At 47.2% G+C, this 22,205-nt stretch carries 21 protein-coding genes; 16 read left to right on the forward strand and 5 right to left on the reverse strand.

What is annotated here, in order from left to right; translation table 11 throughout:
- Positions 1-3 precede the first annotated feature (3 nt).
- The 5 genes from hflK to motX all read left to right on the forward strand — a co-directional run bounded on the left by hflK (position 4) and on the right by motX (position 4,574).
- Positions 4-1,164: an FtsH protease activity modulator HflK gene (hflK, locus tag LRP50_RS22320; RefSeq protein WP_274166630.1), complete on the forward strand. Its 1,161-nt coding sequence runs from the start codon at positions 4-6 to the stop codon at positions 1,162-1,164.
- Between the two features lie 2 nt (positions 1,165-1,166).
- Positions 1,167-2,054 (forward strand): protease modulator HflC, encoded by an 888-nt coding sequence (gene hflC, locus LRP50_RS22325; RefSeq protein ID WP_017008742.1) that lies wholly within the window; start codon positions 1,167-1,169, stop codon positions 2,052-2,054.
- 76 nt (positions 2,055-2,130) lie between these two features.
- Positions 2,131-2,325 (forward strand): DUF2065 domain-containing protein, encoded by a 195-nt coding sequence (locus LRP50_RS22330; RefSeq protein ID WP_274166631.1) that lies wholly within the window; start codon positions 2,131-2,133, stop codon positions 2,323-2,325.
- A 122-nt stretch (positions 2,326-2,447) separates the two neighbouring features.
- Positions 2,448-3,764, forward strand: coding sequence for an adenylosuccinate synthase (locus tag LRP50_RS22335; protein WP_274166632.1), 1,317 nt, complete (start codon positions 2,448-2,450; stop codon positions 3,762-3,764).
- Positions 3,765-3,953: 189 nt separating this feature from the next.
- Positions 3,954-4,574: a flagellar protein MotX gene (gene motX / locus LRP50_RS22340; protein WP_274166633.1), complete on the forward strand. Its 621-nt coding sequence runs from the start codon at positions 3,954-3,956 to the stop codon at positions 4,572-4,574.
- Between the two features lie 3 nt (positions 4,575-4,577).
- Here the strand turns inward: motX and LRP50_RS22345 are convergent, their stop codons facing one another.
- The 3 genes from LRP50_RS22345 to hmpA form a co-directional block, all read right to left on the reverse strand.
- Positions 4,578-5,633 carry a hypothetical protein gene (locus LRP50_RS22345; RefSeq protein WP_274166634.1) on the reverse strand — a complete coding sequence of 352 codons (1,056 nt, stop codon included), beginning with the start codon at positions 5,631-5,633 and terminating at the stop codon, positions 4,578-4,580.
- A 40-nt stretch (positions 5,634-5,673) separates the two neighbouring features.
- Positions 5,674-7,836 carry a hypothetical protein gene (locus LRP50_RS22350; RefSeq protein ID WP_274166635.1) on the reverse strand — a complete coding sequence of 721 codons (2,163 nt, stop codon included), beginning with the start codon at positions 7,834-7,836 and terminating at the stop codon, positions 5,674-5,676.
- A gap of 226 nt (positions 7,837-8,062) precedes the next feature.
- Complete coding sequence (hmpA, locus tag LRP50_RS22355) at positions 8,063-9,265, reverse strand: NO-inducible flavohemoprotein (protein WP_274166636.1); 1,203 nt, start codon at positions 9,263-9,265, stop codon at positions 8,063-8,065.
- Positions 9,266-9,467: 202 nt separating this feature from the next.
- On the opposite strand from hmpA, the gene nsrR reads away from it, so the two are divergent.
- From nsrR to rplI, 7 genes are all read left to right on the forward strand, one after another.
- On the forward strand, positions 9,468-9,902 hold the full coding sequence (nsrR, locus tag LRP50_RS22360; protein ID WP_274166637.1) for a nitric oxide-sensing transcriptional repressor NsrR: 435 nt from the start codon (positions 9,468-9,470) through the stop codon (positions 9,900-9,902).
- A gap of 113 nt (positions 9,903-10,015) precedes the next feature.
- Entirely contained in the window at positions 10,016-12,577 is a 2,562-nt protein-coding gene (gene rnr, locus LRP50_RS22365) for a ribonuclease R (RefSeq protein ID WP_274166638.1), read from the forward strand.
- Between the two features lie 12 nt (positions 12,578-12,589).
- Positions 12,590-13,327: a 23S rRNA (guanosine(2251)-2'-O)-methyltransferase RlmB gene (gene rlmB, locus LRP50_RS22370; protein ID WP_028023443.1), complete on the forward strand. Its 738-nt coding sequence runs from the start codon at positions 12,590-12,592 to the stop codon at positions 13,325-13,327.
- 198 nt (positions 13,328-13,525) lie between these two features.
- Positions 13,526-13,933, forward strand: a complete 408-nt coding sequence (gene rpsF / locus LRP50_RS22375; RefSeq protein WP_028023445.1) for a 30S ribosomal protein S6 — start codon at positions 13,526-13,528, stop codon at positions 13,931-13,933.
- A 9-nt stretch (positions 13,934-13,942) separates the two neighbouring features.
- A complete protein-coding gene (gene priB / locus LRP50_RS22380; RefSeq protein WP_274166639.1) occupies positions 13,943-14,245 on the forward strand; it encodes a primosomal replication protein N in 303 nt (100 codons plus the stop codon).
- Positions 14,246-14,260: 15 nt separating this feature from the next.
- Entirely contained in the window at positions 14,261-14,488 is a 228-nt protein-coding gene (gene rpsR / locus LRP50_RS22385; protein ID WP_002539422.1) for a 30S ribosomal protein S18, read from the forward strand.
- A 31-nt stretch (positions 14,489-14,519) separates the two neighbouring features.
- The gene (gene rplI / locus LRP50_RS22390; RefSeq protein WP_274166640.1) at positions 14,520-14,969 is read left to right on the forward strand and encodes a 50S ribosomal protein L9; all 450 of its coding nucleotides are present in this window, start codon (positions 14,520-14,522) and stop codon (positions 14,967-14,969) included.
- Positions 14,970-15,063: 94 nt separating this feature from the next.
- Here the strand turns inward: rplI and LRP50_RS22395 are convergent, their stop codons facing one another.
- Positions 15,064-15,807, reverse strand: a complete 744-nt coding sequence (locus LRP50_RS22395) for a DUF481 domain-containing protein (RefSeq protein ID WP_274166641.1) — start codon at positions 15,805-15,807, stop codon at positions 15,064-15,066.
- Positions 15,808-15,972: 165 nt separating this feature from the next.
- Between LRP50_RS22395 and LRP50_RS22400 the strand changes: the two genes are divergently transcribed.
- Genes LRP50_RS22400 through LRP50_RS22410 form a run of 3 tightly spaced genes read left to right on the forward strand, consistent with a single transcriptional unit; the run spans position 15,973 to position 19,739 of the window.
- On the forward strand, positions 15,973-17,382 hold the full coding sequence (locus LRP50_RS22400) for a replicative DNA helicase (protein WP_274166642.1): 1,410 nt from the start codon (positions 15,973-15,975) through the stop codon (positions 17,380-17,382).
- Positions 17,383-17,394: 12 nt separating this feature from the next.
- Positions 17,395-18,471 (forward strand): alanine racemase, encoded by a 1,077-nt coding sequence (gene alr / locus LRP50_RS22405; RefSeq protein WP_274166643.1) that lies wholly within the window; start codon positions 17,395-17,397, stop codon positions 18,469-18,471.
- Between the two features lie 17 nt (positions 18,472-18,488).
- Positions 18,489-19,739, forward strand: a complete 1,251-nt coding sequence (locus LRP50_RS22410; protein ID WP_420791249.1) for a BamA/TamA family outer membrane protein — start codon at positions 18,489-18,491, stop codon at positions 19,737-19,739.
- A gap of 59 nt (positions 19,740-19,798) precedes the next feature.
- On the opposite strand, the gene LRP50_RS22415 is transcribed toward LRP50_RS22410, so the two are convergent.
- Positions 19,799-20,218 carry a secondary thiamine-phosphate synthase enzyme YjbQ gene (locus LRP50_RS22415; protein ID WP_274166644.1) on the reverse strand — a complete coding sequence of 140 codons (420 nt, stop codon included), beginning with the start codon at positions 20,216-20,218 and terminating at the stop codon, positions 19,799-19,801.
- Positions 20,219-20,486: 268 nt separating this feature from the next.
- Here LRP50_RS22415 and pgi point away from each other — a divergent pair, with 268 nt between their 5' ends.
- Complete coding sequence (gene pgi, locus LRP50_RS22420; RefSeq protein ID WP_274166645.1) at positions 20,487-22,139, forward strand: glucose-6-phosphate isomerase; 1,653 nt, start codon at positions 20,487-20,489, stop codon at positions 22,137-22,139.
- Positions 22,140-22,205: the final 66 nt, after the last annotated feature.

The raw sequence follows: 22,205 nt of genomic DNA on the forward strand, positions 1-22,205 counted from the left end.
CTAATGGCGTGGAATGAGCCAGGAAATAATGGCGGTCAGGACAAAGATCCGTGGGGTAATCGCGGAGGTCGTGACCAAGGACCGCCGGACCTTGATGAGGTCTTCGGTAAACTAAGCCGCAAACTGAATGGTTTGTTGGGTGGCGGTAAAGGCAAAGGACCATCTTTTGGCAGCAGTGCTGCTGGTTTGGGCGTCATCGCCGTTGTGGGTGTGGTTATTTGGGGCGCGACAGGTTTTTACACTATTGGTGAAGCCGAGCGTGGTGTTGTTTTGCGTTTCGGTGAATACGACCGCATTGTGCAACCCGGTTTGAACTGGAAACCAAATTTCATTGATGACGTTACTACCGTCAATGTTCAAGCGATTCGCTCTTTGCGTAGTTCAGGCGAAATGCTGACCAAAGACGAAAACGTGGTGAGCGTAGATATGGATGTTCAGTATCGTGTTGCTGATCCAGAGAAATATCTATACGCAGTGACCAATGCTGATGACAGCCTACGCCAAGCAACAGATTCTGCACTGCGTGCAGTTATCGGTGATGCGGTGATGGATGACATTCTGACCACGGGTCGTCAAGAAATTCGTACGAAAACTCAGACGGAAATTAACCGTATTATCGATCGCTACGACATGGGTATCTTGGTTGTTGATGTGAACTTACAAGGTGCGCGAGCACCGGAACAAGTTCAGGATGCATTCGATGATGCAATCAAAGCGCGAGAAGATGAAGAACGCTACATCAAAGAAGCAGAAGCTTACAGTAATGACATTTTGCCAAAGGCAACCGGTCGTGCTGAGCGTCTGAAGAAAGAAGCGTTGGGTTATCGTGAGAAAACCGTCAATGAAGCTGAAGGTGACGTGGCGCAGTTTGAAAAGCTGCTTCCTGAATATCAGGCTGCACCTGAAGTGACGCGTAATCGCCTCTATCTGGAAACCATGGAACAAGTCTATGGTAACACCAGTAAGGTACTGATCGATTCACAAGCAGGCGGTGGCAACTTGTTGTACTTACCTCTTGATAAGCTGATGAATCAATCTAAGTCATCGGGTGCTGTTTCTGATAACAACGCGATGGATTACGGTATTGAATTGGAAACCTCTGGTACGACGGCGCCAGCGACTCAAAACTCTCGTCAATCGACAACGCGTCAGGGGAGATACTAATTATGCGTAAATTGTTAATCCCTCTGATTATTGCTTCGCTCGTTGGCGGCTTGATGTCAGTGTTTGTGGTTGATGAAGGCGAACGAGGCATTGTGCTGCGTTTTGGTCGAATTTTGAAAGCTGATGATGACCAGGCGAAAATTTACCCGCCAGGTCTGCAGTTCAAAGTTCCGTTTTTTGACCGTGTACAGATCTTGGATGCGCGTATTCAAACTATGGACGACCAGTCTGATCGCTTTGTAACGTCTGAGAAAAAAGACGTGATCATCGACTCTTACGTTAAGTGGCGTATTCAAGATTTCGGTCAGTACTACCTGTCTACAGGTGGTGGTAACCGTTTGACTGCAGAAGCGCTATTGCAACGTAAAGTGTCTGATGGCCTTCGCGCAGAAATCGGTTCTAAGACCATTAAAGAGATTGTCTCTGAGAAGCGCGAGCAAGTGATGGCAGACGTTCTGGACGAAGTTCAAGCCAGTGCTAACGATATCGGCATTGAAGTCATTGACCTTCGTATCAAGAAAATCAACCTGCCAGACAAGATCAGTGAATCAATCTACGCGCGTATGCGTGCAGAGCGTGAAACCGTAGCTCGTCGTCATCGTTCTCAAGGTCGTGAGAAAGCGGAAGTTATCCGTGCTCAATCTGAACTTGAAGTGGCGACCATTCTTGCTGAAGCAGAAAAAACGGCCCGTGTAACACGTGGTGAAGCAGACGCAGAAGTGGCGAACATTTATGCAGGCACGTTCAATAAAGAGCCTGAGTTCTATAACTTCTTACGTTCTTTGCAAGCCTATGAGAAGAGCTTTAGCAACAAGGGAGACATCCTTGTGGTTGACCCGAGCAGCGAGTTCTTCCAGTACATGAAAGAGCCAAACGTTAATCTGAATTAATGTGGCGTAAATCGTAAAAATGAAAAGACAAGGCATCGTGCCTTGTCTTTTTTTTTCCTGATCGCAGAGGTGTCTTGTGGGAAAAGAATTGCTACTGGCTATCGGTTTGGTGCTGATTGTTGAAGGTTTCGGCCCGATGATCGTTCCCAAGAAGTGGCGAAATATGGTCAATGAAATGAGTCAATTACCGGATGCGACGCTGCGTCGTATTGGTGGATGTTTAGTGGTGGCTGGAATTGTCATCGCATATATGATGTGGCCGTCTAAGTAAATGAACACAGCAAAAAACTGTGACAGCCTGATTAACATGTTCGGGACGACGGTTAAAAAATGACTGCAACGTTTAAATGAAGGTGCTAGAATCCCGTTTTAATCAGCAACTGACTGGAAAAGATGAGTAATAACGTAGTCGTTCTCGGCACTCAATGGGGTGACGAAGGTAAGGGTAAGATCGTCGATCTTTTAACTGAAGACGCAAATTACGTGGTTCGCTACCAAGGCGGTCACAATGCGGGTCACACTCTCGTTATCGACGGTGAAAAAACCGTTCTGCATTTGATTCCTTCTGGCATTCTTCGTAACAACGTTAAGTGCATCATCGGTAACGGTGTTGTTCTGTCTCCTGACGCACTGATGAAAGAAATGGGCGGCCTCGAAGAGCGCGGTATCCCAGTTCGCGAACGTCTGTTCCTGTCAGAAGCTTGTCCGCTAATTCTTCCGTATCACATCGCTCTCGACGTAGCGCGTGAAGCAGCTCGTGGTAAGAAAGCAATCGGTACTACTGGTCGTGGTATTGGTCCTGCTTACGAAGATAAAGTTGCTCGTCGTGGTCTACGCGTTGGTGACCTTTTCGATAAAGAAGCGTTTGCTGAGAAGCTTAAAGAAGTGATGGCATACCACAACTTCCAGTTGGAGCACTTCTACAAAGCAGAGCCTGTTAGCTACGAAGACACACTTGCGAAGATCCTTGAGCAAGCTGACGTACTAACTGGCATGGTTATCGACGTAACTCAAGAGCTTGACGATGCACGTAAGCGTGGCGACAAGATCATGTTTGAAGGCGCACAAGGCACTCTTCTGGACATCGACCACGGTACCTACCCATACGTAACGTCTTCTAACACTACCGCTGGTGGTGTTGCTGCAGGTTCTGGTTTTGGTCCACGTCACCTAGGTTACATCCTAGGTATCGCGAAAGCATACTGCACCCGTGTTGGTTCAGGTCCTTTCCCAACTGAGCTTTATGATGGCCTAGAAAAACAAGATCCAATCGGTAAGCACTTGGGTACAGTTGGTCACGAGTTTGGTGCAACGACTGGTCGTCTTCGTCGTACTGGCTGGTTTGACGCAGTGGCTATGCGCCGTGCAGTTCAAATCAACTCTATCTCAGGCTTCTGCTTGACCAAGATGGACGTGATGGACGGCTTGGAAGAAATCAAAATTTGTACTGGTTACCAGAAAGCAGACGGCACCATTTTGACTGTGTCGCCAATGGCTGCTGACGAGTACGAAAACATTACTCCTATTTACGAAACCGTTCCGGGTTGGAGTGAAAAAACTTTCGGTGCGAAAACGATTGAAGAACTGCCACAAGCAGCGCTTGATTACATCGCACGTATCGAAGAGCTAACCGGCGTGCCAATTGATATTATTTCAACTGGCCCTGACCGTAACGAGACCATCATTAAGGTTCAACCTTTCGCGTCTTAATCGCTTCGATATTGAAAAAAACCAGCCCATGTGGCTGGTTTTTTTTTGTTCAAATCCCCCTATACTAGGAAGACTAGGCATCGGAAAATTTTCGCCGGAAAAAGAGTAAAGTTAGGAAAGAGCTTGCCGATATAAGTTAGGCAAGAGATACCGTTTCTTAACCAAATCACACCGTTTAAGTGGGAATGCATGAAACTGCGAACCTTATTTATATCTATCATGTTGGCAAGCTCAGCGGCAAAAGCAGAACTTGGGCCAGCACTGCCTGTATATGAAGAAGCGCAGTTGATCCGCCTGTTTGAAACCAACAGCCACTTAAAGAAAGTAAAAGCTGATGAGTGTCAGCTTTTACAAGATATTGAAGCCCGTGCTATTCGTGTTGAGTTGCCCTCCTACCAATTCCTTTATGGCGATATGCTTGCTTGGGGCGTCTGTGTTGACAGAGATGTCGAGCAAGGCGTGTTCTACATGCAGCTAGCGGCGCAGCAGGGTCTGCCTGCAGCGTTGGAACAATTAGGGCGTTACTACTCATTGGGCACATTAGTGCAGCAGGATAGAGAGCGTGCGATACCTTACCTTCGCGAGGCAGCCTCACTGGGAAACATGCGCGCGAGGCTCCAGCTTGCTGAATTGCTGGTAGCAGATTATGGCAGCCCTCTAGACTATGAAGATGCCTACCGTTGGCTGTATCACACCATCACCGCCGATAAATCAACGCATAGAAAAGTCGCGATGCTACGTCAGGCTCTAGAAGACAAAATGCCACGTAACGTCATTGCTCGTGCCAAGCGACGAGATACGTACTGGTAAGTCTTAGTAATTATAAGCTAATGAAAAGGCAATGTGAGTCATTTTATCTAGAGCAATATCATCAGCTTGTACTCCTATAATGAAGGCTTGATAAAAATATTGAATACCTAGCGCCTGTGTTGTTGGGTAAACGGTTGCCTCAAACCCTGTGGCCTGCATCCTATACCCCGCTCCAATAAACGGTAATACCTCGTCAAAGTGATACCTTGACCCAGCTAAAACGGAGAACGATGAGTTAAGTTGATAGCTCATTTTTAGAAAACCAGATGGTTTGAGTTTTTGATCGTATGAGGTATAAATTTGCTTCCCGCTAAAGGCTGGATTCCACTCAACATATCCATTTTCATCATACGTTTTGTTCCCCGACTGTCCGTTAGCGTTAGTGTAAGGGGCTTTTTCCCAATACAGATGGCCAAATAGATCTCTTACCCAAAGCTTTAGAAGTAAAGCATCACTAAATGTATACTCGAGGGCGATATCGATACTCCAGCCTTTAGCTTCTGGCGCTTCTACATCCCATTCGAAAATTGGATCTGTGTATGCGTAATAATCAAAATGTGCTTGAAAGTCATAGTCCTTCTCTCCTACAGCTGTCGCAGAACCCGAAATGTTCGCATCCATCAGGTGTGAAGCTTTGAGCAATGACCCGCCAACCTCCAGAGAAAAGTCCTCACGCGTTAGTAAATAACTTGCACGCAACCCCGTCGCAATAAAACCATATGCTTCAAAGTCGAGTTGATATTTTCTACCAATATCTAAGTCCTCTTTATTAATTAACTTTCCAGCAAATTCTGATGTGTCATTGGAAAATGAACCCCCATACTCTGAACGGGCAATGAAACCAAGCTTGAAAGCGTTGTATCGATATCCTAGTTCATTCCAACTACTGGCGTAGAGACGTTCACCTGTCGTGTATGCACCCTCAAAATCATTGAGCATGACAGGGAGAGAAAAGGAATCTGAACGAACAAAATTGTCACTTAGAAAGTAAAAACCAGTGCTAGCACTGGTTTTTGCGGAGAATAAGAAACAAGCGACTACTATAGAAATCCATTTCATATCAGTAAAATGGGCACTACCTGTGCCCAATCCTCGTAAATTAATTTAACGTTTCAAAAGTGCCGTCTATGTAATGTATTTTCACTATGCCGCCATGAATGACGGATACATCGGCTACTTTTTTACTATCAATTTGTATTTCTCCAGTGGCATCGTCCAAACTTCCAGACGAGTTGATCTCAAAAGAAAATCCATCATTGTTTTTAATCGAAAATGATCCTGTGTTATCAAGCTCGCCCTGAAGCAGAGAGCTATCCGCTTCAAAGTCATAGCTTCTTACTACGTCACCGTCTAAATAACTTAGATTAAGCGTTCCAATATTTGATTGGTTTAAATAGTGCAGGAAGACATTAAGCTTCGGAAATTCAGGGATGCTGACGTCAAAGGTTAGGGTGCCGGAGCTCACACCATTTTCCAAAATGTAGTCTAAGTGCTCCCAACTGTTAAAGTTAGCGGCTTGTTCGCCTGCTGAAATAACATCCCAGAATTCATCGGTGTTTAGATAAAGACTGGCAGACGCTGAGAAGCTTGAAGTGGGCGATGAGAACTCACCACCAATGGAAATTTTTTCAAACGTAAAGTGCTGCCAAGTTTCTGAATTTGAAGTGCCAACTTGTTTTGGTATTAGGGATAAACCACTGGTACCAGCGAAGCTATAGCCGTTTTGACTGATGCCAAGCTTAATAGATGTAATGTCTATCTTGCGTGAGAAATCAAATTTATAAGCATCAACTTTCTCAATTTTGGTTGCCACGTCAGTGAACGAAAAGGTCACGCTATGCGAACGGTCAATCAATGAAACTTCCGCTTCCATAGATGTCTCGACATCAAAAGTATCACCAATTCCATTAGATGTAGCTAAGGTATCTAGGGATAAGTTTGAAGCAAATAACCCACTGATATAAAAACGTTCGTTGCTGTCAGGGTCTTTGAGTGTTGTCTGAGGCATGGTCAGGGTTAATCCTTGCTCCCCTTCGGCGTTCGTCGTTGAAAGCGTAAATGTTTCAGCATTGTTGGGTTTTAGCTCTTCAGGTATTGCAATCTCGACACTGCCATTTGTACGTAAATCTTGTTCCACTGATTCCAAATCGATGCGTTGAAAAGTATCTGCAAGCACTGTCATCGCGGCATCTAGCTGCGCCATTGATACTTCATTGATTGTTTGCTCGAGAACATCGTATTTTTCAGAGAGTTCCTGCTCGAGGGCTCCGTGGGTATTAGGGTGCAACAGTTGATTGATGATCGTTCGAATGTTTGCAATATCTGATTTTGTCGAAGCTATATCGGATGATGCAGATGATGTAGTACCTGGGGATGGCTTTAATTGACCATTAGCATCGATCTCCGCAGTGATTTTGTCTATTTGATAGTCTAGTCTTCCTGGAATAACGTCTGACAACTTTGACTTGATTTCTTTATCTTCAGAATAGCTTTTTACAGCATTTAGCAAGTCTGTTGGTGTGAAGGTATCATCCCCTGAAAGAACGCCATCTTCATAGCTATCAGAAAGCGATGACATAACCTCGCTTAAATCTTTACCGGTAGACTCTGAATACTTCAATACACTCCCGTTTATTGACGCATAAAGCTCTTCTTCAACTGTACGGCTTGTGTTTAGTGTGAGTGGCTTTACATTGGTAGATTGAATATCGAAACCAAATAAGCCACTGATCTCGGAGTTTGCCAGTTCGGCGTCGCTTTTAGGCGTATCACTTCCTGCATTTAAAAGAGCCTCTGTTCTTGCCGCTGCCATATGAGTGAGCGGTGTAACGGCCCCCTGAATTTTGTCACTGTCGACGGAAGGAATCATAGCCTTCAAGATAAGATCGGGGTCGACAGCAATAGTTGAACCGAAGTTACACTCTGATGCATCACATATCATTTTGGTTTGAGTATTGGCGCTAACCGTAACGCGTACAACACCGGCTTTGTATGTGGCGGGAATGGATAGAGAGTATTGTCCGTGTGTATCTGTTTTACCTGTAGCGAGAGCAACCCACTGATTGTTTACCCACTCCTCAGCGACAACATTTGCGCCTATAAGCGTCCCTTTAGATGCGGTTCCGGAAAGTGAGGATGTGTTTGGTGAAGAAGGAGAACTTGGAGAACTTGGAGAACTATTGTCACCACCACCACCACCACCACATCCGATAAGTGGTAAAACTGTAAGTGCTGTACATAAATAAAGTGATCGAGTGTCCATACCTAACCTTTGACTGCGTAACTACACCTCATCGAGTCGACGCAACGTAGGCAGATCTCGACAAGGGTAGAAATTGTTTTTGGTGTTAGTAAACACTAACACCAAGATTAAACACACAGATGTACAGTTAGTGAGATAAGTGGAACCTTGCTATAAGTATTTACGTACACCAATTTGTCACTTGATCGGATATTGTTTTTTTGAGAATAAGCATTTAAAAAATTCTTTATTTATCAGATAAATCAATTAATTTATGCGGGCCAAAGCACTCATAGAAAATACGATCGGTGGTGACGCCTGCCGTCATTAATTGCTTGGCTGCGGATTGCATGAAACCGATAGGGCCACAGAGGTAGTAGTGACGTTGTTCATCGTCCGTTAACCCATCAACAAGGCCGAGATCTATCAAGCCTGCGTGGTCATAATCCTCCGCAAGATTGTCAGTCACTAATGGTTCGCGATACCAGACATTACGTTTCGCTCGTGGATTGCGTTGTATTAGATGATTGATATGCTCACCAAACGCATGGTGTTGGCTATTTTCTGTTGCGTGAAGCCAATGAATATCTGCATCATGATTGACCGTTAGGGTTTCAAGCATGGAAAGCATTGGCGTTAAACCTACGCCACCAGAGATCAGGGCGACGGGTGTATCCTTGCTTGCTTCAAGGAAGAAGTCGCCACTCGGTGGGGCGAGCTTTACCGTATCACCGACATTCAAATGGTCGTGTAAATAATTCGACACAACCCCTTGAGGATCTCGTTTGACTGAAATGCGGTAGGTGTTGGTTTTAGGTGCGCTCGATAAACTGTATTGGCGGATTTCTTGGTGCTCGAATTGCTCTGGATTGAGATAGATACCAATGTATTGTCCCGGTTTGTAGTTTGTGACAGGTTTGCCATCAACGGGTGAAAAAACAAAGCTAGTGATCACTTCGCTCTCTTTGGTTTTTGCTAATACGGTAAATTCACGTGTTCCACGCCAACCGCCTTCAGTGGCTTCTTTGCTTTGGTAAATTTCTTCTTCACGCGTTACAAAGACATTGGCCAGCACGCCATAAGCTTCAGCCCAAGCATCAAGAACTTCCTGACCGGGTGAGAATAGCTCATCAATGGTTGCTAATAGGTTTTCACCCACGATAGCGTACATCTCTGGGGTAACATTAAAACTCACGTGCTTTTGAGCAATTTTCTCAATCACTGGCAACAAGGCTGGCAAGTTATCAATATTGGCGGCGTAGCCATGAACTGCGTTGAAAAGCGCTTCACGTTGCGCACCAGTAAATTGATTGCTCATATTGAAAATGTTTTTGAGTTCAGGATGGTGGCTAAACATGCGATCATAAAAATGAGCAGTGAGTTTAGGGCCGGTTTCAGCAAGCAAAGGGGCAGTTGATTTTACGATTTCGATGGTTTTTGGACTGAGCATGGGATGTCCTTGTTTATTATTTTAAAGGGTCATTTGAAATGCATGTTATAAGTTGTATCTGAAATGAATGTTTAGATCAACAAAAAAGTGTGACGTGCTTTGAATGGGAGTCGCGGCTGAAAAGTGGCGAGAAAAGAAACTGCTCGCATACGCGCCTTTTAGATCAGTTCGATGTACAATGCGAGCGAGGAGATTTGAAAACGTGCAATTAACCAGTTTTACAGATTATGGCCTAAGGGCGCTTATGTATCTGGCTATGCTGCCTCCTGAAGAGTTGACCAGCATTACCGTCGTTACTGAGAAGTATGGGGTGTCCCGTCATCATATGGTGAAAATTATCCACCGTATGAGTCAGGTTGGCTATGTGGAAGCCGTACGAGGAAAAAACGGTGGGATCCGATTAGGTAGGCCAGCGACATCAATAGTCATTGGCGATGTGATCAGAGCGTTAGAACCGCTGAGCATCGTTAACTGTGGTGGCGATGCATGCCACATAACCCCTGCCTGTCGCCTAAAAAGTGCCATTGCAGACGCGTTGGAAGCGTTTCTTGCGGAAATGGACAAACACACACTTCATGACATGGTGTCAGGAAACAACGACCTCCACAGCCTCCTTATCCCAGTTCGTCCGGCATAAAAACAGTATTTGAGACGATCTGTCAGTTTTTTCTGGCAATCCTGCCGGGCTACCCATTTTCTTTTATTTAAAGCGATATACTTGAAGACAAGTGTCGCTAACGGGAATCCTATATGTCTCAGGACAAAAATCTACACAGCAACGATCCGCATTTGGGTCGTGAAGCACAAAAATATGATAACCCAGTACCAAGCCGCGAACACCTGCTTGAAGTGATTAAAGGTTTCACTACACCTGTTAGCCGAGATCAACTCTTTGAAGTACTCGGCCTTGGTAGCGATGAAGAGTACGAAGGCTTGCGCCGTCGCCTGCGAGCGATGGAGCGTGATGGTCAGCTAATCTTCACCCGCCGTCAGTGCTACGCACTGCCAGAACGACTTGATTTGGTTAAAGGGACCGTTATCGGTCACCGTGATGGTTTTGGTTTCTTACGCCCTGAAGGCAAAGGCAACCGAGAAGATTGGCTATTGCCGCATCATCAAATGAAAAGCGTGATGCATGGCGATTTCATTCTTGCTCAACCTGCGGGCACAGATAAACGTGGACGCAAAGAAGCACGTGTTGTGCGCGTACTTGAAGAGCGTAAAGGGCAAATCGTAGGTCGCTTCTTCTTGGAAGATGGCAATGCGTACGTGGTGCCTGATGACTCTCGTCTAAGCCAAGACATCATTATCCCTAAAGAAGATCGCAAAGGCGCTCGCATGGGCAATGTTGTGGTGGTGGATATATTCCAGCGTGCAACGCGTCAACACAATGCCATGGGTCGCATTGTCGAAGTGCTTGGTGAAAATATGGCACCGGGCATGGAAATCGAGATTGCTCTGCGTACGCACGACATTCCAAATGAATGGCCTAAAGACGTAGAAAAACAAGTTAAAGATTTCACCGAAGTAGTACCGGAAGAGGCCAAAAAAGGCCGTGTGGATTTGCGTGAACTGCCGCTTGTCACGATTGATGGTGAAGATGCTCGAGATTTCGATGACGCCGTTTACTGTGAGAAGAAAAAATCGGGTGGATGGCGCCTTTGGGTTGCGATTGCTGATGTGAGCGCATACGTTCGCACCAACTCTGCCCTTGATAAAGAGGCTATCAAGCGCGGTAACTCGGTGTACTTCCCATCTCAAGTTATCCCGATGCTGCCAGAAGTGTTGTCGAATGGCCTATGTTCACTAAACCCACAGGTTGATCGTCTGTGTATGGTTTGTGAAATGACCATCTCAGAAACCGGTAAGCTTTCGGGCTACAAGCACTATGAAGCAGTGATGAATTCGCATGCTCGTCTGACGTACACCAAAGTGGCGCAGATGCTGGACGGTGATGAAGAGTTACGCGATCGCTACGCGCCTTTGGTACCGCACCTAGAAGAACTGAACAACATGTTCAAAGTGCTGAAAGGCGCACGTGAACAGCGTGGTGCGATTGAATTTGAAACGATTGAAACTAAATTCATCTTCAATGCAATGCGCAAGATTGAACGCATTGTGCCAGTAGAGCGTAATGATGCACACAAGATCATCGAAGAATGTATGATTTTGGCAAACATCGCGTCAGCGCGTTTTGTTGAGAAGCACAAAGAACCGGCATTGTATCGAGTACACGAAGCGCCAGGCGAAGAGCGTCTGACGGGCTTTAAAGATTTCTTGAGCGAAATGGGCTTGTCATTGGAAGGGGGGCTCGAGCCATCACCGACTGATTACGCAAGATTGGCGCATTTGATCAGCAGCCGTCCAGATAAAGAACTGATCCAAACCATGCTGCTGCGCTCCATGAAGCAGGCGGTTTATCAAGCGGATAACGCAGGGCACTTTGGTTTGGCGCTTAAGCAGTATGCGCACTTTACCTCGCCGATCCGTCGTTACCCAGATCTATTGCTTCACCGTGCTATTAAGTACCTTATTGCCAAGCAAGAAGGCAACAATACCGATCGCGGGACATCAACTGGCGGTTATCATTACTCAGTTGATGAAATGGACAACATGGGCGAGCAGTGCTCAATGACAGAGCGCCGTGCTGATGATGCTACCCGTGATGTGTCCGATTGGTTGAAGTGTGAATACATGCAAGACCATGTTGGCGACGTGATGGAAGGCACCATTGCAAACGTCACTGGTTTTGGTTTCTTTGTCCGTTTGAACGACATACATATTGATGGTTTGGTTCATATTTCAAACCTCGATAACGATTACTACAACTACGACATGGTGAGCCAAAAGCTGGTGGGTGAAAGCTCTGGTCGTATATTCCGACTTGGCGATCAGGTCACGGTCAAAGTACTATCCGTCAACCTTGATGAAAGGATGATCGATTTTGGACTGGATGGCGTGACGCGTAAACCACGCGGTGAAGGCAAAACAGCTCGAGACAAAGCGAAGAAAGGTCGCGCTGAGTCGGGTAAAAAACCGGAATCAGCGAAAGAGCGTGGCTCTGTTCGTCAGCAACTAAAACGTGGCTCTATTCCAAAGACTGCAGGCGACGATAAAGCGTCTGAAGGCAAAGGAAAGAGAAAAGGAAAACCGCATCGCAAAGGTTCATCTGCGAACAAAGGTTCACCCGTGAACAAGGGACCTTCCACAGGTAAAACGACTGACGGCACGCCAGCGAAGAAAAAGAGCAAGACTCAGAAGGTGCGCAAGAAAAAGGCGCAACGAAGCAAACCCGAAAAAGCAGGCAATTAAAAGAAGTAACTCATGAGCAATGAAATGATTTATGGCATTCATGCCGTCAAAGCCGTGTTGGCATCTGACCCAGCACGCTTCATCGAAGTTTATGTTCTAAAAGGTCGTGAAGACGATCGTTTACTGCCCGTGCTGAAGGAATTGGCTGAGCTTGGCATCACCACACAGGAAATGGGACGCAAGGCGCTAGATGATAAAGCTGATGGCGCGTCGCATCAGGGATTGATTGCACGTGTTAAGCAAGGTCGTCAGTACAACGAAAATGACCTTGATGCGATTCTAGAAGGCAAAGAGAACCCATTACTACTGGTACTTGATGGCGTTACAGACCCGCACAACTTAGGCGCGTGTCTACGTAATGCTGATGCGGCTGGTGCATGTGCGATCATTGTCCCTAAGGACCGCTCAGCGCCACTTAGCGCGACCGTGCGTAAAGTGGCGGTTGGCGCTGCGGAAATCGTGCCACTCGTCCGTGTGACGAATCTGGCGCGTACAATGCGTGCATTGCAAGAACAAGGCGTCTGGTTCGTGGGTACGGCGGGTGAAGCCACGCACGACATTTATCAAAGCAAAATGACGGGGCCTCTGGCGATCGTAATGGGTGCAGAAGGTGACGGTATGCGCCGCCTCACGCGAGAAACCTGTGACGAGCTCATTAGCATCCCAATGTCAGGCAGTGTGTCGAGTTTGAACGTGTCTGTAGCAAGCGGTATTTGCTTGTTTGAAGCAGTGCGTCAACGTCGTAGCTAACGCGACGAAAAGACACACCTTTTGAAGAATCATTGCGCCCGATAATTTATTTTGTCGGGCGCAATGCTTTCTATTGCTATTAACGGCGCAATTCTGTACTATCCTGCCTCCAAATTCCCAGTCTTTTACTTTCGTTCCTTGCTTCCTTTGGACGACTGGGCCAACACCGGAAGCTGAATAATCCGTAAGGAGCAACCTATGCGTCATTACGAAATCGTATTCATGGTGCACCCTGATCAAAGCGAGCAAGTTGCTGGCATGATCGAGCGTTACACTGGTTCTATCAAAGAGTCAGGTGGTCAGATCCACCGTCTAGAAGACTGGGGTCGTCGTCAACTGGCTTACCCAATCAACAAACTGCACAAAGCTCACTACGTTCTTATGAACGTTGAAGCTGACCAAGCAGTAGTTGATGAGCTGGAAACTGCGTTCCGCTTCAACGACGCTGTGATCCGTAACATGGTCATGCGTACCAAAGGCGCTATCACTGAGCCATCTGTAATGATGAAGGCTAAAGAAGAGCGCGCGCCACGTCGTGAAGATCGTGAAGATCGCGGCGACCGTGCAGAATTTGCACAGTCTGAAGGCGAAGCAGCAGCTGAGTAATTTGAATTGATGACTAATCGAATTGTGCTGTCTGGTGTTATCACCAATGGCCCGATTCGAAAGCAGAGTCCAGCCGGTATACCTCATTGTCACTTTGTGATTGAGCATCGCTCGGAACAACTGGAAGCTGCACTGCCAAGGCAAGTTTACTGTCGGTTACCGGTAGTAATAAGCGGGCAGGGGTCTCAGAACAAAACACAGCACTTAGCTTTAGGCAGTAACATTAAGGTCAGCGGGTTTCTCGCTTACCAAACCAGCCGAAATGGCGCGGGTAAATTAGTGTTACATGCCGATGACATTATAGATATTTAGATCAGGAGATTGCCCATGGCACGTTTCTTCCGTCGTCGTAAATTCTGCCGTTTCACTGCAGAAGGCGTACAAGAGATCGATTACAAAGACGTAGCGACTCTGAAAAACTACATCACCGAAGCTGGCAAAATTGTACCTAGCCGTATCACTGGTACTCGTGCTAAGTACCAGCGTCAGCTGGCTCGCGCTATCAAGCGTTCACGTTACCTAGCCCTGCTGCCGTACACTGACAAACATCAGTAATCGGCACTGCCAATTTTAAGAGGATTAGATAATGCAAGTTATTCTGCTTGATAAAATCGGTAACCTGGGTTCACTGGGTGATCAGGTAGCAGTTAAATCTGGCTACGCTCGTAACTTCCTTATCCCACAAGGTAAGGCTGTTATGGCAACTAAAGCAAACGTTGAGCACTTCGAAGCTCGTCGTGCTGAGCTTGAAGCAAAAGTTGCTGAAACTCTAGCTGCTGCTGGTGTTCGTGCTGAGCAAGTTGAAGCTCTAGAAGCGGTTGTTATCGCATCTAAAGCTGGTGACGAAGGTAAACTATTCGGTTCTATCGGTACTCGTGACATCGCAGATGCAGTTTCTGCAGCTGGTGTTAAAGTAGCGAAGAGCGAAGTTCGCCTGCCAGAAGGTGCACTACGTAACGTTGGTGAGTACGATATCAGTCTGCAACTGCACTCTGAAGTATTCGCAACTGTTAAAGTTAGCGTTGTAGCTGAGTAATTCAGACACACGTAAGCTTTGAAAAAACCGACCTTAGGGTCGGTTTTTTTATGCCTGAAGAAAAGTGAATGAACAGATAGCGCGGATTCGGTATCTAAAACTTGTACGCTAAGTTGATGGTAAAAATCGAATCACGATTTTTGAGCCCAGGTGGCACCTGATCAATATATTTCTGTGTTGTTGATAGCTTGATGGCTAAATCGTTAATCAGGCTGGTTGAAATGGATGCCCGAGTTTCGATACTCGAATTGCTAGGGCCAGCAATGGCAGTAACACGCGTTTCAAGCAGCGCGTTTTTGTTAATTTGCCAAGAGAGTTCAGCCTGAGCTCTGACAATAAACTCTTGAACGTCATACGGCATGATCAGGTCATCATCATCGATTTCATCAAGGTTGGGGCTTTGGTATCGATAACCGGGGCCAATCTCAAGTAGCAGCGATAAATCTTCCTGCCAAATTGCTTGATAACCTAAACCGGTGGCGAGGGTGAGGTCTTGGTAATACGGGCCGTATTTATCATCCACAAAGCTGATGTTGCCCAACACGTAGCGTTTAGGGTCAAACTTATAGTTGGCCTGACTTTCAAACTCACTTTTGTGTTTGTCTTCTTCCCCGTCCTTTTCAACCAAAAGAAATTTAGCTTCGGACATATGTCGATAGGGACCGTCGGTGAAGTTCACACCTAAACGGCTATTCAGCGTCATGGAATCTGAGTTGCCAGAAAGAGATTGAAAACCGAGTTCTACTTCAGATTGCCAGCGTTCAGGGACGCTAGCTAGCGCACAAAGAGGCAGCGCAAGTAAACAAAAAACAGACGGTTTCAACAGCACTGACGCCATATGGGTTACCATAACAATACTTGGGAGGACATTTTATATGAATCCTTCTTCATTTGGTCAGCAAGACGTTAAATTGACAGGAAAATAATTTGTCTTCGCACTGGGTCGTGCGTCCGAAAGGGATTCGGATATAATGGCCTGCGTAATGACAAGGTACTAAGTGATATGGCAGAGCAACGCAGCAAGCAATTTAACTCAAAGAAACCCCGAGACCGTCAGGTAGATGCCCTGAAGATGCCGCCGCATTCGTTAGAAGCGGAGCAATCGGTGATCGGCGGTTTAATGCTCGACAACGAGCGTTGGGATAGCGTGGCAGAAAAGGTGGTTGCCGTTGACTTTTACAGCCGTCCTCACCGACTGATTTTTGAAAGCACCAAGCAGCTGCTTGATGCGGGACAGCCCCTCGACCTCATTACCCTTTCAGAGCAACTCGAAAAGCACAATCAGCTTGATGATGTGGGTGGTTTTGCCTACCTGGCTGAGCTTGCGAAGAATACGCCAAGTGCGGCTAATATTGTCGCGTATGCAGACATTGTGCGAGAGCGTGCCATGGTGCGTAACTTGATCAGTGTCGCCAACGAAATTGCCGATGCGGGTTACGAGCCAGAAGGCCGTTCGTCTGAAGATTTGCTCGACATGGCAGAGAGCAAAGTCTTTGCGATTGCAGAATCGCGTACCACAGAAAATGAAGGCCCACAGAACATAGACAGTGTGCTGTCGAAAACCCTTGAGCGCATTGAAGTGTTGTTCAAATCGCCGCAAGACGGTGTGACGGGTGTATCGACAGGCTTTACGGACCTGAACAAGAAAACTGCAGGCTTGCAGGGTTCAGATTTGATCATCGTCGCGGCGCGTCCATCCATGGGTAAAACAACCTTTGCGATGAACCTGTGTGAAAACGCAGCGATGGATCAGGACAAGCCGGTTCTTATCTTCTCGCTGGAGATGCCCGCCGAACAGTTGATGATGCGTATGCTGGCATCGCTCTCTCGTGTCGATCAGACAAAAATCCGTACTGGACAATTGGATGACGAAGATTGGGCTCGGATCTCCTCTACAATGGGGATCTTGATGCAGAAAAAGAACATGTACATTGATGACAGTTCAGGGTTAACACCGACGGACGTGCGTTCTCGTGCTCGTCGTGTAGCGCGTGAACATGGCGGCCTGTCCATGATCATGGTCGATTACCTTCAATTGATGCGTGTACCGGGTTTGCAAGATAACCGAACTTTGGAAATCTCCGAGATCAGTCGCTCGTTAAAAGCGCTGGCGAAAGAATTGAATGTGCCCGTTGTCGCCCTGTCCCAGCTTAACCGCTCGTTGGAGCAACGTGCAGACAAGCGTCCTATCAACTCCGACTTGCGTGAATCTGGGGCAATCGAGCAGGATGCCGACCTTATCATGTTCATTTATCGTGATGAGGTTTATAACCCAGAAAGCCCGTTGAAAGGCATTGCTGAAATCATCCTTGGTAAGCAGCGTAATGGTCCAATCGGTTCTGTTCGTTTGACCTTCCAAGGTCAGTATTCTCGTTTTGATAACTACGCAGGTCCTGCGTTTGATGAAGAGTAACCGCGAGGCGTTATGAAAGCGGCAACCGCGCTTATCCGTACAGCAGCACTAAACCACAACATTGATGTGATTCGTGCCATGGCCCCTAATAGCCGAGCATGGGCGGCTATTAAAGCTAATGGCTATGGGCATGGGTTATTGCCTGTGGCTAAAGCCTTGTCTTCGCAAGTGGATGGCTTTGGTGTTGCTCGTTTGGATGAAGCGTTACAGCTTCGTGCGGGCGGTGTGGTCAAACCTATTCTGTTGTTAGAAGGGTTCTACTCTGCCGTTGATTTGCCTGCGGTGGTTGCCAATAACTTACAAACCGTGCTGCATTGTGAAGAGCAGTTGCAGGCCTTTGAGCGTGCAACGCTGGAACGCCCTGTCACTGTTTGGTTGAAAATAGACACTGGTATGCATCGCCTTGGGGTTAACCCTGATGATGTCAGTGATTTTATCGCGCGTCTTGAAGCTTGCCCCAACGTTGCCAAACCGCTGCATTTTATCAGCCATTTTGGCTGTGCCGATGAGCCAGAAAATCCACTTACCTTGCAGCAGATTGACCTCTTCAAAGCATTGACTGCAGGGCAACCTGGCCTTAAATCGCTGGCGGCATCGTCGGGTACATTGATGTGGCCGACAAGCCACTTTGATTATGTTCGTCCGGGGATCAGCCTTTATGGTATCTCGCCGGTGTCTGAACGAACGGGTGCTGATTTTGGCTTACAACCCGCCATGACCATGACATCCAGCCTCATTGCTGTGCGTCGCGCAAAGCAAGGCGATGCGATTGGGTATGGGAGTCGCTGGGTGACACCACGTGACACCCTGCTAGGCGTTGTCGCCATCGGCTACGGTGATGGTTATCCGCGTGTTGCGCCCGATGGCACACCGTTGTTGGTGAATGGTCGTCGCGTACCATTGGTCGGTCGCGTCTCTATGGACATGTTGACCGTCGATCTTGGCCCTGACGCCACGGATCGTGTGGGTGATGAAGTCATCCTTTGGGGAGACGGGTTACCCGTTGAAGAAATTGCCCAGCACGTTGGCACGATTGGTTATGAATTGGTCACAAATATCACATCACGTGTCGACATTGTTTATACCTAAATGATTTGTAGGTTCTCTTGATATTACGAACGTTAAAAGCCGCAACCTGTGTTGCGGCTTTCTTATGCCCACTGTCCCCCGTATTGGCTTCTAACACTTCCGAAGAAGCGTTAGACATTGAAGTGGTTCCTTTTGCATTTTCAACGGAAGCCATGGGTTTTTCTGCTGGCATGGCTGGGCTTTGGAAACATGCAGGTCAGCCTCAGGCATCGTTATTTGCCGCAGGGTTAGGCTCGAGTAAAGGCTCGTGGATGGGCTTTTTTGCTGCCAACAACTACACGCTTTCACCAGAGAGTCGCTGGTTAATCAGTGGGCAGTTTTATGAAGGCAACTTTAAGCAGTTCGACTACTTTTTGGGAGACGCAGCCTCCAACGCTTCTTCTTTTGACGATCGCTTAATCGCGGACAGCCGAGATGCGCAGCATCATATAGGCTTTCGCTACATCCTTCCTTGGGGGGCAGGCAAACAACAACCTATTCGTGCGGCTTTGATTCCACGTCGAACGGTTGATGGTGATGCACCTTGGAACAGCGGAGTGTCGTCGATAGAGTTTCGCCCGTTCTACCACGCGCAGTCACTGAAAGGTGAAGGGGTCGATGCCCCGAGTGAATTTGGCAGAGCAGAAGAAGTTTGGGGCGCTGAAACGCGTTTTCGTTGGGATAATCGCAATAGTTTAAGTAGCCCTACCATGGGGAGCCTGAGTGATGTTGTTATCACGGCTGATCCGGGTGCAGATGATAGAGCGAGCTGGTGGCAGTGGGAGGTCAGCCAAAGCTGGTATTGGGATCTTGGTGCGTGGAAAGACTTGGCGAATCAACAAGTCGTGGCGTTTAACGTGTATACCAGTGATACCCCAAGTTGGAACCAAACCACCGCTATTGATGGCGTGAGTGAATATCATCGCCCGCCAGAGTTTGCGGGTGCTCGTTTAGGTGGTTTTTACCGCTTACGTAGCTTCCAAACAGGACGATTCGCAGGGCGCTCCGCGCTAAGCTACAGTGCTGAATATCGCGTCATGCCAGAATGGCAACCTCTTGGTGAGTTGCCCGTATTTGATTGGTATGACGTACCATGGTGGCAATGGGTGCTGTTTGCTGATGTGGGACGCGTGGCCGACGAATATGATTTAGCTGAACTTCATCGTGATATGAAATGGAGCAGTGGTGTCGCCATGCGCTTTCAGGTTGAAGGGATCGTTGTACGCTCAGAAATGGCATGGGGCAGCGAAGAAGGGCTGTTTAGGGTCATGATCAATCAGCCGTTTTAAGGCAAAAATAGCCAACGCACAGCGTTGGCTATTTGTATTCACTTCTTCCCCAGAGAAAATCACTCCCCCTGAATAGTCACCACAACTCTCCTTGAGCCCCCGTGATCGCGATGCTCACCCAAGTAAATTCCTTGCCACGTTCCCAATGTGAGCCGCCCATTCGTAATGGGAATAGAAACGCTTGAACCTAACGTAGAAGATTTGATGTGCGCAGGCATATCATCATCGCCTTCATATATGTGTTCATAATATGAAGCCCGTTCTGGCACGAATGCGTTGAAGTGAGACTCCATGTCCTTACGAACGCTAGGGTCGGCATTTTCATTGAGTGTCAGGCTGGCAGAGGTGTGCTGTATAAACACATGAACAAGGCCCACGTTTAAGTCCTTAATCATGGGGAGCTGCTGCTCAATCTCATCGGTGATCAAATGAAAGCCACGAGGTCGCGCACGAAGGTTGATTGTTTTCTGTGCCCACATTTAAAACACCTCTTGAGGTAGAAATTGGTTAAAGTCACCTGCAACAAAAAGAGGCGACTATGGCTGTGATGCAATCACTGACCTAGCGCAACACTCGCGCCATACAAACATGACAATATGTCGGCCTCAGGTTGTTCTGGAATCAAGCGAAATGACATCGTACCATGATGCGATTCTGGAGACCTTGCGACATTCACGGTCTGCCTCTGAAATAAGCGGGAGGGTAGTGCCCGCGATATCAGACTCTGTTTACAAAGGAATAATAATTATGTTGAAGTCTATCAATCCGACGCAAACGGCAGCGTGGAAAGCGCTAACCGCCCATTTTGAAGATGCGCAGGATTTGACCCTTACCAAACTGTTTGCCAAAGATGCGAACCGTTTTGATAAATTCTCTGTAAATTTCGGTGACGATATCCTTCTGGATTACTCGAAAAACCTGATCAGTGAACAAACACTCGATAAATTGTTCGCGCTGGCAGAAGAAACAGAATTGAAAACCGCGATTGGTGCGATGTTTGGCGGTGATAAAATTAACCAAACAGAAGATCGCGCGGTGTTGCATATTGCTCTTCGCAATCGCAGCAACACACCGGTCATGGTTGATGGTGAAGATGTCATGCCACACGTGAACGCTGTGCTTGAGAAGATGAAAGCCTTCTCTGAGCGAGTGATCGGCGGTGAATGGAAAGGCTACACTGGCAAAGAAATTACCGACATCGTGAACATCGGTATTGGCGGTTCAGACCTTGGGCCTTACATGGTGTCAGAAGCACTGGCTGCGTACAAAACGCGCCTGAACCTGCACTTTGTGTCTAATGTTGATGGCACGCATATCGCCGAAACGTTGAAAAATTTGAACCCAGAAACGACGTTATTCTTGGTTGCATCTAAAACGTTCACCACACAAGAGACCATGACCAATGCATTGTCAGCGCGTGACTGGTTCTTGGCGAAAGCAGAAGACCAAGCACACGTAGCGAAACACTTTGCAGCACTGTCTACTAACGCAAAATCTGTTGCGGAATTTGGTATCGACACTGACAACATGTTCGAATTCTGGGATTGGGTTGGCGGTCGCTACTCACTGTGGTCAGCAATCGGTCTGTCTATCTGTTTAGCGGTTGGCTATGATAACTTCATCGAGTTGCTAGCGGGCGCACACGATATGGATAACCACTTCCAGCAGACTCCGTTCTCTGAAAACGTGCCTGTGCTATTGGCGTTGATTGGCATTTGGTACAACAACTTCTATGGTGCAGAATCAGAAGCGATTTTGCCGTACGATCAATACCTGCACCGTTTTGCCGCGTACTTCCAGCAAGGAAACATGGAATCAAACGGTAAGTATGTCGCTCGTGATGGCCTGCCTGTTGATTACCAAACCGGCCCAATCATTTGGGGTGAGCCAGGGACTAACGGTCAACACGCGTTTTACCAGTTGATTCACCAAGGCACCAAAATCATTCCATGTGATTTCATTGCACCTGCAATCAGCCACAACCCATTGAGCGATCACCATCCAAAACTGATGGCGAACTTCTTCGCACAAACAGAAGCGTTGGCGTTTGGTAAAACACGCGATCAGGTAGAAGCTGAGTTCGTTGCAGCAGGTAAAGCAGCGGCAGAAGTGGCAGAGCTTGTACCGTTTAAAGTGTTCGAAGGCAACCGCCCTACCAACTCAATCTTGGTGAAGCAGATCACTCCTCGTACGCTAGGCGCACTGATTGCTATGTACGAGCACAAGATTTTCGCACAAGGTGCTATTTGGAACATCTTCAGCTTTGATCAGTGGGGCGTAGAGCTAGGTAAGCAACTGGCGAACCAAATTTTGCCAGAGCTTGCAGATCAAGAAGCCGTTGCAAGCCATGATAGTTCAACCAACGGTTTGATTAACGCGTTCAAACAATGGCGCGCGTAATTTCTCAGGGTTAGTAAGAAACAAAAAACGCCGCATCTTTTTTAGCGGCGTTTTTTTATGGGTATC

This window comes from Enterovibrio gelatinilyticus, assembly GCF_028683095.1.
Taxonomy (GTDB): Bacteria; Pseudomonadota; Gammaproteobacteria; order Enterobacterales; family Vibrionaceae; genus Enterovibrio; species Enterovibrio gelatinilyticus.

Bases quoted from the DNA above. Each gene is read 5' to 3' on its own strand.
- hflK (WP_274166630.1), top strand. From the start codon at position 4: ATGGCGTGGAATGAGCCAGGAAATAATGGCGGTCAGGACAAAGATCCG.
- hflC (WP_017008742.1), top strand. From the start codon at position 1,167: ATGCGTAAATTGTTAATCCCTCTGATTATTGCTTCGCTCGTTGGCGGC.
- LRP50_RS22335 (WP_274166632.1), top strand. From the start codon at position 2,448: ATGAGTAATAACGTAGTCGTTCTCGGCACTCAATGGGGTGACGAAGGT.
- motX (WP_274166633.1), top strand. From the start codon at position 3,954: ATGAAACTGCGAACCTTATTTATATCTATCATGTTGGCAAGCTCAGCG.
- LRP50_RS22345 (WP_274166634.1), bottom strand. From the start codon at position 5,633: ATGAAATGGATTTCTATAGTAGTCGCTTGTTTCTTATTCTCCGCAAAA.
- LRP50_RS22350 (WP_274166635.1), bottom strand. From the start codon at position 7,836: ATGGACACTCGATCACTTTATTTATGTACAGCACTTACAGTTTTACCA.
- hmpA (WP_274166636.1), bottom strand. From the start codon at position 9,265: ATGCTCAGTCCAAAAACCATCGAAATCGTAAAATCAACTGCCCCTTTG.
- rnr (WP_274166638.1), top strand. From the start codon at position 10,016: ATGTCTCAGGACAAAAATCTACACAGCAACGATCCGCATTTGGGTCGT.
- rlmB (WP_028023443.1), top strand. From the start codon at position 12,590: ATGAGCAATGAAATGATTTATGGCATTCATGCCGTCAAAGCCGTGTTG.
- rpsF (WP_028023445.1), top strand. From the start codon at position 13,526: ATGCGTCATTACGAAATCGTATTCATGGTGCACCCTGATCAAAGCGAG.
- priB (WP_274166639.1), top strand. From the start codon at position 13,943: ATGACTAATCGAATTGTGCTGTCTGGTGTTATCACCAATGGCCCGATT.
- rpsR (WP_002539422.1), top strand. From the start codon at position 14,261: ATGGCACGTTTCTTCCGTCGTCGTAAATTCTGCCGTTTCACTGCAGAA.
- rplI (WP_274166640.1), top strand. From the start codon at position 14,520: ATGCAAGTTATTCTGCTTGATAAAATCGGTAACCTGGGTTCACTGGGT.
- LRP50_RS22395 (WP_274166641.1), bottom strand. From the start codon at position 15,807: ATGGCGTCAGTGCTGTTGAAACCGTCTGTTTTTTGTTTACTTGCGCTG.
- LRP50_RS22400 (WP_274166642.1), top strand. From the start codon at position 15,973: ATGGCAGAGCAACGCAGCAAGCAATTTAACTCAAAGAAACCCCGAGAC.
- alr (WP_274166643.1), top strand. From the start codon at position 17,395: ATGAAAGCGGCAACCGCGCTTATCCGTACAGCAGCACTAAACCACAAC.
- LRP50_RS22415 (WP_274166644.1), bottom strand. From the start codon at position 20,218: ATGTGGGCACAGAAAACAATCAACCTTCGTGCGCGACCTCGTGGCTTT.
- pgi (WP_274166645.1), top strand. From the start codon at position 20,487: ATGTTGAAGTCTATCAATCCGACGCAAACGGCAGCGTGGAAAGCGCTA.